This window comes from Pseudonocardia sp. T1-2H, from assembly GCF_038039215.1.
Taxonomy (GTDB): domain Bacteria; phylum Actinomycetota; class Actinomycetes; order Mycobacteriales; family Pseudonocardiaceae; genus Pseudonocardia.
Genome location: NZ_JBBPCL010000002.1, coordinates 64978 through 77075, shown reverse-complemented (window position 1 = coordinate 77075; position 12098 = coordinate 64978). Strand labels below are relative to the sequence as shown.

At 72.2% G+C, this 12098-nt stretch carries 16 protein-coding genes and 1 pseudogene; 5 read left to right on the top strand and 12 right to left on the bottom strand.

The features are described 5' to 3' along the window. Positions 1-136: 136 nt before the first annotated feature. From WBK50_RS33335 to WBK50_RS33305, 7 genes are all read right to left on the bottom strand, one after another. The gene (locus WBK50_RS33335) at positions 137-532 is read right to left on the bottom strand and encodes a hypothetical protein (protein WP_341339730.1); all 396 of its coding nucleotides are present in this window, start codon (positions 530-532) and stop codon (positions 137-139) included. Positions 533-625: 93 nt separating this feature from the next. After that, positions 626-1339, bottom strand: coding sequence for a hypothetical protein (locus tag WBK50_RS33330; RefSeq protein ID WP_341339729.1), 714 nt, complete (start codon positions 1337-1339; stop codon positions 626-628). Between the two features lie 383 nt (positions 1340-1722). Beyond that, positions 1723-2124 carry a hypothetical protein gene (locus tag WBK50_RS33325; protein WP_341339728.1) on the bottom strand — a complete coding sequence of 134 codons (402 nt, stop codon included), beginning with the start codon at positions 2122-2124 and terminating at the stop codon, positions 1723-1725. Then, entirely contained in the window at positions 2124-2678 is a 555-nt protein-coding gene (locus tag WBK50_RS33320) for a hypothetical protein (RefSeq protein ID WP_341339727.1), read from the bottom strand. The genes WBK50_RS33325 and WBK50_RS33320 overlap by 1 nt, the downstream gene beginning before the upstream one ends. Next, positions 2675-2926 carry a hypothetical protein gene (locus WBK50_RS33315; RefSeq protein ID WP_341339726.1) on the bottom strand — a complete coding sequence of 84 codons (252 nt, stop codon included), beginning with the start codon at positions 2924-2926 and terminating at the stop codon, positions 2675-2677. The genes WBK50_RS33320 and WBK50_RS33315 overlap by 4 nt, the downstream gene beginning before the upstream one ends. A 15-nt stretch (positions 2927-2941) precedes the next feature. Beyond that, positions 2942-3172, bottom strand: coding sequence for a hypothetical protein (locus WBK50_RS33310; RefSeq protein ID WP_341339725.1), 231 nt, complete (start codon positions 3170-3172; stop codon positions 2942-2944). Then, a complete protein-coding gene (locus WBK50_RS33305; protein WP_341339724.1) occupies positions 3169-4137 on the bottom strand; it encodes a DUF2637 domain-containing protein in 969 nt (322 codons plus the stop codon). The genes WBK50_RS33310 and WBK50_RS33305 overlap by 4 nt, the downstream gene beginning before the upstream one ends. A 280-nt stretch (positions 4138-4417) precedes the next feature. On the opposite strand from WBK50_RS33305, the gene WBK50_RS33300 reads away from it, so the two are divergent. The 5 genes from WBK50_RS33300 to WBK50_RS33280 all read left to right on the top strand — a co-directional run bounded on the left by WBK50_RS33300 (position 4418) and on the right by WBK50_RS33280 (position 8116). Beyond that, positions 4418-5140: a DUF6879 family protein gene (locus tag WBK50_RS33300; RefSeq protein WP_341339723.1), complete on the top strand. Its 723-nt coding sequence runs from the start codon at positions 4418-4420 to the stop codon at positions 5138-5140. Between the two features lie 7 nt (positions 5141-5147). Further along, positions 5148-5960: a helix-turn-helix domain-containing protein gene (locus WBK50_RS33295; protein WP_341339722.1), complete on the top strand. Its 813-nt coding sequence runs from the start codon at positions 5148-5150 to the stop codon at positions 5958-5960. 84 nt (positions 5961-6044) lie between these two features. Further along, on the top strand, positions 6045-6392 hold the full coding sequence (locus WBK50_RS33290) for a hypothetical protein (RefSeq protein WP_341339721.1): 348 nt from the start codon (positions 6045-6047) through the stop codon (positions 6390-6392). 393 nt (positions 6393-6785) lie between these two features. Beyond that, positions 6786-7604, top strand: coding sequence for a ParA family protein (locus WBK50_RS33285; protein ID WP_341339720.1), 819 nt, complete (start codon positions 6786-6788; stop codon positions 7602-7604). Next, complete coding sequence (locus tag WBK50_RS33280) at positions 7601-8116, top strand: hypothetical protein (protein WP_341339719.1); 516 nt, start codon at positions 7601-7603, stop codon at positions 8114-8116. Before WBK50_RS33285 ends, WBK50_RS33280 begins: the two co-directional genes overlap by 4 nt. 88 nt (positions 8117-8204) lie before the next feature. On the opposite strand, the gene WBK50_RS33275 is transcribed toward WBK50_RS33280, so the two are convergent. From WBK50_RS33275 to WBK50_RS33260, 5 genes and pseudogenes are all read right to left on the bottom strand, one after another. Continuing rightward, a complete protein-coding gene (locus WBK50_RS33275) occupies positions 8205-9677 on the bottom strand; it encodes a hypothetical protein (protein WP_341339718.1) in 1473 nt (490 codons plus the stop codon). Next, the gene (locus tag WBK50_RS33270; RefSeq protein ID WP_341339717.1) at positions 9662-10585 is read right to left on the bottom strand and encodes a hypothetical protein; all 924 of its coding nucleotides are present in this window, start codon (positions 10583-10585) and stop codon (positions 9662-9664) included. Before WBK50_RS33270 ends, WBK50_RS33275 begins: the two co-directional genes overlap by 16 nt. After that, a complete protein-coding gene (locus tag WBK50_RS33265) occupies positions 10585-10815 on the bottom strand; it encodes a hypothetical protein (RefSeq protein ID WP_341339716.1) in 231 nt (76 codons plus the stop codon). The genes WBK50_RS33270 and WBK50_RS33265 overlap by 1 nt, the downstream gene beginning before the upstream one ends. A gap of 362 nt (positions 10816-11177) precedes the next feature. Further along, positions 11178-11684, bottom strand: a pseudogene (locus tag WBK50_RS35540) (glycoside hydrolase domain-containing protein); the annotation flags it as partial. Further along, positions 11681-12052, bottom strand: a complete 372-nt coding sequence (locus WBK50_RS33260; RefSeq protein ID WP_341339715.1) for a hypothetical protein — start codon at positions 12050-12052, stop codon at positions 11681-11683. The pseudogene WBK50_RS35540 and the gene WBK50_RS33260, both read right to left, overlap by 4 nt. Between the last annotated feature and the right edge of the window lie 46 nt (positions 12053-12098).

Here is a 12098-nt window from a genome sequence, read left to right as displayed (position 1 = left end):
CAGCTCCTCGACCCACGAGCGCGCGAAGTAGTCCTCGACGTCTTCCGCGAGGATCGGGTCGGGCTCGCCGAGCTCGTTCCGTCGCCAGTACCGCCACGACGCCGCCGCCAGGCCGAGGACGCACAGGGTGTCCGGATCAAGCACCGCAAGCCACCACCAGCATGTAGAGGATCGCGATGGCGGCGAACATCGCCGCCTCGCCGGGGTGCCGGTCCAGGCGCCGGGCCCGCAGGTACAGGGCCGCGCCGAGGATCGTGCCGAGCCCGAAGATCGCCCACGGAGACACGATGTCGCCGTACCGGGCGAGGCGCTCCCCGGTCACGAACGCGATGACCGTGGCGATCCCGGCGAGCGGGGCGAGCATCCGGCGGCCCCGGTAGACCCGGGACCGGGCCCGACCCCACGCCGTCGTCGGCTTGACCGGAGCCTCGTACGGCAGGCCGGCCAGGACCAGGGCGGCCCTCCGCCGGTCCTCGAGCGTGGGCACGGCAGGACTGGTCTCGACCTTCTGCCAGGGCTTCAGCATGTCCACGGTTGCGTCCTCCGTTCTTGCAGGTGGCCCGGCCCGCCAGAGCTGGCGGGCCGGGCCGGTGGGGTGGTGCCTCTTCAGTGGGTCCTGCGGGGGCTAGTCCTCGGTGTAGGCGTTCGTGTCCGCCGGGTGCTCGGTGTCGTCCACGGCCTCCTGCATCCGGTCGTGGCGGCTGTGGATGTTCTCGCTGACGCTCGCCATGTGCTCCCGCAGCTCGTCCAGGTTCGCCAGCGACGCCGGGTCCATGTTTCGCGCGGTCAGACCCTCAGCGAGCGCTTCGAGCTGCTGGCTGCAGTGCGCCAGGACGGCGTAGCACTGGCGGACCTTCGCCTCGTCGACGTCGATCACGGGTGCGGTCATGTCTCCTCCAGAGGTTCCGGCCGGGAGGGCCGGGTTGGCGTTGCTCGGTACTTCGATCGGCTGGTCGGCTCCGTCGCTCCCCTGCGGGCGGAGGTCTTCGACGGAGCCCTCGACGACGGTGTGACCCGTGTTGTCGATCCGTCCGGCGGGGACCGGCTCGTCCAGGTCGACGGGCTCCGGGCCGGGCGTGGGAGGCGGCTCGGGCGGCCGGCGCGGCGCCGGGTTGAGCGCCATGCACGCGCACTCCTGGCACGAGCACCCGTCGGCCGCGTACGAGTTCCGGGCGTCCGGGGTGTGCCCGCACGCCGGGCACGTGTTCCGGCGATCGCGCCGCCGCTGCAGCCGCGAGCGGTCGTCGTTCGGGTGGTTCCGGCTGTCCCAGTCGGCGCGGTCCTGGTCGATCTTCCGGCGGCGCCGAGCCTCCTTCGCGGCCTCGTCGCGGAAGGCCACCCAGTCGTCGATGCGGTCCGCGCCCCAGTCGCCGAGGCCGTCGAGCCAGCCGCCAGCGCGGTCGACGCCAGCGCCAGTCGACTTCCCCCAGCCGCGGAGCTGGTCGCGCCAGGGCGTGGCGCCAGCGCCGCCAGCGCCAGTCCGCCAGGTGCTCCTGGTGCCCGCGCCAGCGCCGCCGCCAGCCGACCCGCCAGCCCCGCTGGCGCGGCTGGCGCCAGCCCCGCTGGCACGGCTGGCGCCAGCCCCGCCAGCCGACCCGCCAGCGTGGCCGCCAGCGCCGCTGGTGCCCCGCCCGGGAATGAGGCCGCCAGGGGTGAACAGCGGCGCCAGCCGGTCGGTGGCGCGCATCCACCAGTAGGCGATGAAGACCGCCATCGCCAGCATCAGAAGATCCAGGCGACGGCAGCGCCACCGGCGTTGTTGACCGCGTGGCCGAGGGCGAGGAGGAACTCGGGGAGCTTGCCCCCGAGCATCGACGCGAGCGGGCAGAGGAACAGCGCCGAGTAGGCGGTGGCTCGGGTCGCCGCGCCCTTGTGCTTCGGGTGCAGGTCGTGGCCGAGGTTCAGGGTCAGCCACACGACGCCGACGGCGAGAACGACGATCGCGCCGCCCAGGAACTTGCCGCCGAATGTGGCCGCCCAACCGACTCCGGTGTTGAACCAATCGAGGATTGCGCCGGTCACGCCTGCGCCCGCGCCGAGCCACAGGACCGGCACCGTGCGGGCGAGCTTCTTCTTCCGCAGAAAGAACAGGCCGACAGCGAAGAGGACGACGGCGACAAGCATCAGCCCACCGCCCCGGACGCCGCGGAAATGACCTGGCCGATCCACTGAGCGAAGAGCGCGAATGCGATTACCGCCAGCACGATCCCGGTCCGGTGCTTCTTCTGTACGACCCATTCGATGCCGTGCAGGACGGTCGTCAGCGGGATGGACAGCAGGTACCCGAACACGAAGTCGAGCGCGCCCTCCCAGCGCCGGCCGTTGCCCCAGGAGTCGGCCACGGCGCCGCGGTGGTAGGCGACGACGTCGACCATGCTGGCCGGCCCCTCGGTCCAGAACCCGCCGGGCAGGTCGTACTCCGGGGCGGGGGTCTCCTCCGCCGGGTCGAGGCTGTCGTAGTGCTCCCTGCGGGCCTCCCGGGAGGAGCGCCAGCGGTCGGCAACGGCTCGGGCCAGATCGGGGCCGCTCGCGCGCGCCCCTACGCGCGCGGGCGCGCGCGCCCCCGCGTTGGACCCCTCTCCGGCGGGGGCGGCTGCGTTGCCGTTGCCGTTGCCGTTGCCCCTCTCCTGGTCCGGGTAGGCGGGCTGCCAGGTGGACTCTTCCTGTGTCGTGGTCATGCGGGGATTCCCAGCCTCTCGATGTCGGCGATGAGCGCGGTGATCGCGGTGAGGGCCTGCTCGGCGGCGAGAGGAGCGAGCCCGGGTGGTGCGTGCCGGATGACGGCGGCGAGGTGTTCGCCGCGGACCCGGACCTGTGCGTCCGGGGTTGCCGCCCGGGCGCACTCGGCGTCGAAGTGCGCGGCCCGGCGGGCAGCGCGGGCGATGGGCCCGAGCGCCTTTCCTGCGAGCTTTCGCTTGCCTGGCATGGTCGCCGCCTTTCCTTAATCCGGAATTACGTAGGTAGTGGTGATTTCGCCAAAACGGTCAAACACATCTAATTCGTATTCACTAAGGAGGGATCTGCCATCTCGCTCGGCTGCCTTTCTGAGAACGCTTTTCAATATCTGCTCGGTATCGCCGTCTTCGAGATCCACATGCACGGAAAGATCACCGCGCTCGATCGGGTAGCCCGACCGCCGGACCCGACACTTGACCAGCTCGACGGCCATCACGCGCCCCGCTTCTTCGCGAGCCCGCGCCGGTCGATCTCCTTCAGCAGCTTCTTCGCCACGTGGTCCTTCACGCCGAGCTCGCGCATGAGCGTCGGGCGGCCGGCACCCTCAGCGACCAGACGTGCCGCCCGGTGGAGGAGGAAGTCGTCGCTAGCCGGCTCGGCCGGCGGCTCCTCGTCGTCCTGGCGCTCGTCGTCCTCGTCGGCAGGCTGGTCCTCCTGGTCCTCCTGGCGCTCGTCCTCCTGGTCCTCCTGGCGCCAGTCGCCAGCGCCAGGCGCGCCAGCGCCAGCACCAGCCGGGGCACCAGCCCCCGCGCCAGCCGCCAGCTGGTCCTCGCCAGCCGCGCCAGCGCCAGCCGCGCCAGCGGCGCCAGCACCAGCGCCAGCGGGCACCAGGTCCTCCGCGCCAGCGGGCACCAGCTCGTCCGCGCCAGCGGGCGCCAGGTCCTCCGCGCCAGCCGTCGCCAGCTCGCCAGCGCCAGCCGCCGCCAGCTCGCCAGCGCCAGCCTTGGCGCCAGCCGCCAGCCGCGGGCGAGGCGACGTCGCCAGGTGGAGCATCGCCGCCAGGATCGGCGGCGCCAGGAGGGACAGCAGGATCGTCGCCACCACCCAGCCGAACGCGACCTGACGCTCGATCCCCTCGGCTCCGTGCTCGACGCCGTTCGCGATCATCGAGACGCCGAGGAGGACGAGCGCGAGCTTCCGGCCGAACTCGACGCGCTCCGGGTCGAGCCGGCGGGACCGCCACGCGACCGTCCCGCCGAACGCTCCGACGTCGATGAGGACCGGGACCCGCCACGCCGTGGCCGGGTTCATGCCGCACCGGACCGCGAGCGCCGCGATCGCGTCGAACGACATCCACGCGGCGACCCCGGCGACGGCGACCAGCGACACCACGAGCGGCGTGCTGTCGACGACCCAGCACCACGCAGCGCGGATAGCGGTGCGGACCTTCGACCAGCTCACTGGCGGTCTCTCCTTCGGGTTGACGTGCGCGGACCCGTGCGCGCGCCGGTGCGCGCACGCGAGGACGGGATCCGGCCGCCCCACCAGGGACCCGAAGGGGGACCTCGGTCCGGCCGGTGGGGCGACCGCTGAGTCCGAGTATGCACACTCAATCTGCATCGAGCGCAAGCCAGGAGGAGCGCTGCCACCCGCATGGCGTAATGCACGTTGAGATTGACTAGACCGGCCCGGACCCCCGACACTGGGCAGCGATCACCCGTCAGCCTGGGAGGGGACCCCCATGACGTACACGCTCCGCGACCAGTGCGGTACGGGCTTCAACTGTCCGCGCATCGAGCCGACCGAGGGAGGGTTCCTGTTGACCGGCGACGCCGTGACCGACCCGGCCGTCCCCGACGGCGAGGCGAAGATCTTCCTCGACGGCGCGATGCTCCCCGAGCTCGCGGACCTCTCCGTCCCGGACCTCGGCGCGTGGGTCGGAGCCCGGCACACCCGGGACCTCCTGCACGTCGAGACGCTGGACCGGTACGCGGCCGACGTCGAGGCCGAGGACTACCCGCGCTGGCGGGACGGCCACGACGACCACTGGACCGCCGACCAGCTCGCCTGGGCCGACCACGTCCGGGGCGACGTCGCCGACGGCCGCGCATGGCGGCGCCTCCACGTGCTCCGGACCCCGCTGACCGAGGCCCTGCAGTACGAGCTGGACCGCCCGTACCGGCTGTGCGCCGGCGCAGGCGAGCAGATCCGGATTCTCGACCTCGTCGAGCACCCGGAGGTCGAGGGCATGCTCCGCCTCGGCGACTTCTGGGCCGTCGACGGCATCCACGTCGCCCGCTCGCACTACGACGCGGACGGCCGACTGCTCGGCGTCACCGCGGCGGCCGCCGAGACGGCTGCCGCCTACGTCGTGCTCGCCGAGTCGGCGTGGCAGATGGGCACGGACCTGCACGAATGGTGGGCTGCGCACCCGCAGTACCGCCGAGGCGCCAGAGCAGCCTGAGGGGAACATGCCACCCGCACGACCAAGCCGGGAAGACCTCGGCGGAGCCCTGCGGCGTCATCGCGACGCCGCAGGGCTCTCTACTTCGGAGGCCGGCAAGCGCGCCAGGTTCTCCCAGTCGAAGGTGTCCCGGATGGAGACCGGCCGGAACGTCCCGACCCTGGCCGACGTCGAGGCCCTGGCCGACGTCTACGAGCTGGCCGGTCCGGAGCGCGACGAGCTGCTGGCGATGGTGACCGGAGTGCGCGAGCTGAACCGGCGCCTCGTCATCAACCGGGACCCGGCGGCCGTGCAGGACCGGGTCGCGAAGCTCGAGCGCGACTCGGGGCACGTCGCCGGGTTCCAACCGGCCGCCGTCCCCGGGCTGCTGCAGGCCCCGGGGTACGCGCGGGCCATCTTCGAGTCCGGCGGATTCCCGCCCGAGCAGGTGGAGCTCGGCGTCCTCGGTCGAGCGCGGCGGCAGGAGGAAGCCCGGCAGGGCACGACGCAGCACACGGTGCTCCTCGCCGCGGGCGCGTTCGACTGGCAGATCGGTGGCGCCGCCACGATGGCCGAGCAGATCAACCGGGTCCACGACGCTTTGACCTGGCCGAACTTCCGCATCGGGTACATCCCGGCGGACCGCGGCGTGGACGTCCTCCCGCTGCACGGCTTCGACATCTACGACTCGCCGCCATCGGTCATGGTCGGGCTGTGGACGGCCACGGCGATGTTCGAGGAGCCGGGCGACGTCGAGGAGTATCGGGCCCTGTTCGAGCGGCTCTCCGCGTTCGCGGACTGGGGCGAGGACGCCCGCGCCACCCTTCCGCGTCGGATCTGATCGGCGCGCCCCTCTGGCCAGCGGGCATGCGCTGAGTTACGCTGTACCAGTAAACCGGACCCACCACCTCGGAAGGACACCGTCATGGCCAAGCCCCTGCCGCTGCCGAAGCACGAGCCGGACAGCCGGGCTCGCGAGATCATGGCGATGATCGACGACTACGCGCGGGCCGGCGACACCGAGGACACCACGCAGGAGGCCCGCCTCCTCCGCCTGTCCAGCGCCCAGCACCTGTGGATCGCCGCCGAGGCCGCGTGGGAGCGCACCCTCGCCGAGGCGAAGAACCAGGAGAACCAGGGCTGGCTGGGCTGGAAGCGGCTCATGGCGGCGACCGGGATGGCGCTCGCGACGATGCAGACCCGCATCACCGAGCGGCCCGCCGCCCGGCGCGCCTTCCAGGCCGGGCACAACCCGAGCCAGAAGGCCGCGTAGCTCCTCCCCTCTGCAGCGCCCGGACGCCCGGTCAGACCTCGGTCTGGCCGGGCGTTTCTGTGTTCGGAGACCCGAGATACCCGACACTCCCGAGACAGGTGCCATGCCCGGCACGCCCGAGACAGGTGCCACGTGTGGGACACCCGAGAGGCCCGAGATACCTGGCACACCCGAGACGTGAGCGAGGTGTTACCAGCGTCAATGACGAGAGAGGCGTCTCTCATAAGACGGATCAGAGACGCCCGAGACCCGTCGGTCGCCCGACACGCCCCCCACACCCGATATGCGTAGCTCACTTCAGACGCCCCGCTATGGTGCGTCGCTAACCACGCGTGCCAGGCGAGGCTTACTGCCCACGCCTCGGATACCTCTCGCGCATCGGAAGGCAGAGACATGAGCGCACCAGCAGCCGTCGTGCTGTCAGGAAAGGGCGGCACGGCGAAGACGCTGTGGCAGATGACCATGGCAGGGGAGGCGTCCCGCGCTGGCCTGCACACCCTGCTCGTCGACGTCGACCCGGAGCGGAACCTGTCGAACCGCTTCGGCGTCCCGCAGCACTCGACCGGTCTCGGCTCCGTGTTCGAGGACGCCGGGGTCACCGCAGGCGAGGGAGACGCCGAGAAGGGAGCCAAGCGCGTCGCAGGGGAGATCGTCAGCACCCCGTGGGACGGCGTGGACCTCTTGCCGGCCGGGGCGAGCCTGACGGGCATCAGCCAAGTCTCGATCCCGGACACCTGGCTCCTGCGGGACATCCTCACCGCCGCGAAGCTCTACGACCAGTACGACCTGGTCCTGTTCGACACCGGCGGCCGGACGGGTTCCCTCGTGACGCTGGCGATGTACGCGGCTGACGTGTCGTACGCGCCGATCGCGCCGACCACCGACGCCGTCCGGAAGGCGCTCGAAGCCCGGACCCGCGTGGAGCGCATCCAGCGCGCGCACCCGCTCCGGTGGGCCGGCGTCGTGCTGTCGGGGTTCGACCTCCGGTCCGGCATCGAGGAGGCCATCCACGGGAAGGTCTATGAGGAGTTCGGCGACCAGGTCCGCGCCGAGGTCCCGCGCCGGACCGCGGTGAACGAAGCCTTCCAGCTGCTCGACCGGCTCGGCGACCGCCGCGACGTCGCGTCCGCCGGCCTGGCCCGCATCTTCCGGGCGTTCCTCGAGCGGGATCTCATGCAGCGCGGCGACCACGGCGACGGGGTGCTGCGTTGAGCGGGAAGGGTCGCGCCCTGCAGAACCGCCTCGTCATCAACCCGGACGAGCAGCCGCCGCCCGCACCCCGCGCGGAACCGCCAGCCGCACCCGCCGCGGTGGAGCCCGAGCCTGCCGAGGAGGCGCCTGCCGCCGACGAGGCGCCAGGGGAGGACGAGGCCCCCGAACCGGCCGCAGAGCCCGCCAGCGCGCCGCCGAGGCCGCGCGCGCGGGCACGGAAGCCGAGGGCCGCGACACCACCGGTGGTGCTGGCGACGGAGGACCCGAACTACCCGCAGGAGAGCAACGACTACCGCAGCTTCTACCTGGCGAACGAGGTATACGCCCGGTACCGGGCGGCGATCTTCTGGGCATCCCGGAACCCGGAGGCGATGGGCCTAGTCCCGGAGAACATGTCGCAGGGCGTCCAGCAGCTGATGCTGGAGGCAGCCGAGGACCTGGAGCAGCGCTACAACGACGGGCAGGTGTTCCGGATGCCTCCACCGCCCAAGCGACGCAAGAGACGCGACTGACGCGTCTCTAATAAGAGTCGACCCCCGGAACGACGAAAGAGCCCCGGCCCGCCACGAAGGCGAGCCGGGGCTCAGTCGTTCAGTCCTACTAGAGCCACTCCACGGGGAGGCGGTAGAACTCCTGGCCGCCCGCCCTCAGCAGGTAGAGCCATTCGACGCCGCTCGCGGACTTCACGTACCGGGCGCGGTGGCCGTCGTATCCGGCCGGGGACGCGTACGGCATGAATCCGGCGCCGTCGAGCGCCCCGGTGACGAGGTCCAGGATGTAGCAGCGCGGGCTGCCCTCCTTCTGGATGAACATCTTCCGGCGCCCGGGCATGAGGGCGCTGGACGCGCCGGTCGTGAACGTCTCGCTCGCCGCGAGGACCGTCGGGGTCGACCACGAGTTGTTCCCGGGGTCGTAGAAGTAGATGTTGGCGGTGCCGTTTCCGCGGAGCGCGACCAGCCGGAACGGGGCCGAGCTCGCCGGGTGCATGAAGTTCGCCCCGCCGTTGGCTGTGCCGGGGAGCGCGGCGACCGCCGTCCACGCCAAGGTCGTGGCCATCACGTCGATCTTCCAGACTGCGGTGCTGTTGTTGCCGACTAGGAAGTACAGGAAGTCCGACGACGGCACGATCTGATAGGTCGACGTCGCGTCCGGCGTGGTCGTCCACGCCCCGGTCCGCGGGTTCCCGGCGACTGCGCCGGCGAGGGTGAGCGTGGTGGCGTCGTGCGACCCGATCCGGCGGCGCTGCCCGGAACCGGTTCCGCCGGTGATCACGACGTCGGCGTTCGCGAAGACACCGGCCGGGAGGCCGCCGGTGGTGACGAGCGTCGTCGTGGTCGAGCCCGCGGCCGCCGTGTCGGACGGCACCTCGATCACCCACGTGTCGGCGGCTGCGGGTGCCCCGCCGAACGCGCGGGTCACGCCGAGGACCGTCGGCGAGGTGACCGAGGTGATGATCCGCTTCTGCCCGGCCAGCGCCCCGGAGGTGAACCGGATCTGCAGGCCCACGATCGACGCCAGGAAGGTGCCCGGCGCGTTGGCCGACACGATGGACGTCGTCGTCGAGCCCGCCGCGGCTGCCCCCGAGTCGAACGTCGACACGAGTTCCAGGTCGTTGATCAGGGCGAGGGAGGCGCCCACCGTGGCCGTCGCCGGGAGCACCGTGGCGATCGCCGACGACAGCGTGAACGCGCCGGTCGTGAGCCCACACAGGGTCAGCGACGTCGAGTTCAGGTTGAAGTAGCGCCACTCGGTGAGGGCGGCGCCGATCGTCAGCCAGACAACGTTCCGGACTGGGTCGAACTCCAGGTCGATGCCCTGGTTGCCGGCGGTCAGGCCGGCGAGGAACTGCCAGCCGTTCGTCCAGGTGCAGTACCGCCACAGCTGGGTCGTGCTCGCCGTGCCCGCGGTGGTCGTGCCGTACTGGACCGCCCAGTAGATGTACCGGTTGCCGTCATAGACGTTGCTGGTCCCGGGGTTGCTGGCGCCGGCCGGGAACTCGGAGAGCCAGTGCCACGACGGCAGGTCGACGCCCTGGGCGAAGCGGTAGTTGACGGCCATCAGCTGATCACCCATCGGTCGGTGCGGACAGAGTTGAAGGTCTGCTGGGACAGCTCACGGAGCTGCGTGCGGGCGTCGATAGCCTGCGGGGAGCCGGTGCCGTGCCAGGTGGCGTAGCCGCCGGGGACGGCGCTGCTCGCCTGCGTCGAGTTGCCCCACGTCAGCACCGACGTCACGGTCGGCTGGTTCGCGATGATCGTCAGCGGGCGGTCCTGGTTGTCCCGCGCGTACTGCAGCGCCCGCGGCGGGAACATCTGCCCCTGCCGCATCACGACGTTCGCCGCCGCGTCCACGGCCGCCTCGGTGGCCGCCGCGGTGAGCTCGGCGAGGATCAGCCCGAGCGTCGAGTCCTTCGCCAGCCCCGTTTCCGGGGCGGCCGTCGGGTTGTCGACGTGCACCGTCCCGCCGACGGACAGCGTCCCGGCGAGCGCGGCGAGGACAGCGGCGAGCGTCGCGTCCAGGGCGAGCGGCCCGGACCCGGCGACCTGCACCGGGGCCGCGCGAAGTTCGTCGTCGGTGAGCGGACCCTTCACCGGCACCGGGGACACGAGCCCGACCGTGCCGCCGATCGCGCCGGCCGCACCGGACGGCTGCAGCAGCGCCGGGTCGATCAGCGCCTGAGCCACCCCGATCACGTCCGTGGAGACGTCGACCTCGAGGTAGTGGAGCTGCGGCCCGGCCGGGGACACCACCCGCAGCTGGTAGTAGGTGCCGGTCGGGGTGATCTCGGACTGCGGGGTCAGCTGCAGCGTCCAGTACCCGTCCGCTCCGGAGCGGGTCGTCGACGACGTCGTGATCTCCGACGTGGAGTCCACCGTCAGGAACGCGCCGGTCGGGGCGACCAGCCGCGCCGACACCTGCACGTCCGGGATCGGCTGCTGGCCGGGGTCGACGACGCGGCCCCGGATCGTGGTCAGCGACATCAGCGCTCCCACTCGATGCCGAGGTACAGGCCACCGGGCGCCGCGTAGCGGGCCACGAGGAACGTGCACCAGCCGGGGAGCCCGACCTGCGGCAGCGACAGGTTCCCGACCATCGGGGTGTTGACGACGAGGTTGGTGACGATCGGGGTTCGGTAGCTGAGGTCGGTCCACGAGAAGACCCGCAGGTACTCGATGAACCCGGACGGCTTGACCCGCCCGGACCCGTCCACGGCGTCCTGGCCGCCCGCCCACCCGCAGGTGATCGAGGAGACGGAGCCGCGGCCGCGCCACCCGCCACCGCCCGGGACCGCCGGGACCAGCGCGGTGTGGACCTCCCCGGAGCGGGGCCACGCCGACGGCGCGACGTCCTGCCAGCGGCCCCCCGGGGGTCCTCCGGCCAGGGGGTCGGATCGAAGCTGATGAGCGTCACGGCGTCCTCCGAGCTGCAGGCCACCGAGGCGGCCAGGGTGGTGACGTTGGGGGCGGGTGCGGGTGCGGGAGCGGGCGGGGGAGCGGGCGCCGGGTACTGGCCGTAGTCGGCGGCGCGGATCTGGTCGATGTCGACCGGCACGCCGGCGACGTTCCCCGTCCCGACCTGCTGGTACAGGTGCGAGCGGTCGTCGATGTGCCCGTACTGCCAGCCCGCCGCGGCCCAGCCGTAGCTGGCCCAGCCGCGGTCGAGGGCGTCGGAGATGACGGACCGGCCGCCGTACACGCCGACCCGGTCGACGCCGAGGACCGAGCCTGCGCCGGCGCCGTACTCGCGGGCCACCGGGAGCTGCTTCGCGGTCACATCGCTGTCGAACGCCAGGTAGATGCAGCCGATCCGCGCCGGGTCGAGCCCGAGGGCCTCCACGTGCTCGAGCGCTGCGGTCGCGTCGGCCGCGCCGCGAGCTCGGCCGCCTTCCCACGATCCGATGGTGTCCTCGTAGACGAGGATCAGCTCCAGGCCGTGCGCGAGGTAGTCGGCGACCTGCGCGGCGCTGGGCGCCTTCCGCCGCCCCGGGGTGCCCACGTATAGAGCGATCGCTTGGTAGCCGGCGTCTCGGACCTGGGCGCCGGTCGGGTGGCCGACGCAGTCGATGGCGAGACCGATCACGGCGTGCCTCCGCTGTTCAGGTCCGGGGCGACCGGGGCGACGGTCAGCTTCGGGCAGTAGTAGACGTCTATCGGGGTGGCGGTGCAGTCGCCGACGCGGTCCCCGGAGTGCACGGTCACCTGCTTCGGCGGCACCTCGATCACCACCGGTGGCGGCGCGGGCAGCGGCGCCGGGGCCGCGGTGAGGATCGGGACGGACACCGGAACGGCGGACCGGATCGGGGTGCCCGACCACAGGCCGTACTGCCCGCCGAGGACTGCGACGGTGACGACGCCCAGGAGCAGGGCCCCAGCGACGGCACCAGCGATCAGATGAGGCGGCCGGGTCGCCGAGGAGGCGGGTTCCGGGCGCGCGTGCCTGTGGGCCACTGGGGCGCCTTTCTCGACGTGTTGGGGCCGCCGGGCCTGAGCCCCT

Bases quoted from the DNA above. Each gene is read 5' to 3' on its own strand.
- WBK50_RS33325 (WP_341339728.1), bottom strand. From the start codon at position 2,124: ATGCTTGTCGCCGTCGTCCTCTTCGCTGTCGGCCTGTTCTTTCTGCGG.
- WBK50_RS33320 (WP_341339727.1), bottom strand. From the start codon at position 2,678: ATGACCACGACACAGGAAGAGTCCACCTGGCAGCCCGCCTACCCGGAC.
- WBK50_RS33315 (WP_341339726.1), bottom strand. From the start codon at position 2,926: ATGCCAGGCAAGCGAAAGCTCGCAGGAAAGGCGCTCGGGCCCATCGCC.
- WBK50_RS33300 (WP_341339723.1), top strand. From the start codon at position 4,418: ATGACGTACACGCTCCGCGACCAGTGCGGTACGGGCTTCAACTGTCCG.
- WBK50_RS33295 (WP_341339722.1), top strand. From the start codon at position 5,148: ATGCCACCCGCACGACCAAGCCGGGAAGACCTCGGCGGAGCCCTGCGG.
- WBK50_RS33290 (WP_341339721.1), top strand. From the start codon at position 6,045: ATGGCCAAGCCCCTGCCGCTGCCGAAGCACGAGCCGGACAGCCGGGCT.
- WBK50_RS33285 (WP_341339720.1), top strand. From the start codon at position 6,786: ATGAGCGCACCAGCAGCCGTCGTGCTGTCAGGAAAGGGCGGCACGGCG.
- WBK50_RS33275 (WP_341339718.1), bottom strand. From the start codon at position 9,677: ATGGGTGATCAGCTGATGGCCGTCAACTACCGCTTCGCCCAGGGCGTC.
- WBK50_RS33270 (WP_341339717.1), bottom strand. From the start codon at position 10,585: ATGTCGCTGACCACGATCCGGGGCCGCGTCGTCGACCCCGGCCAGCAG.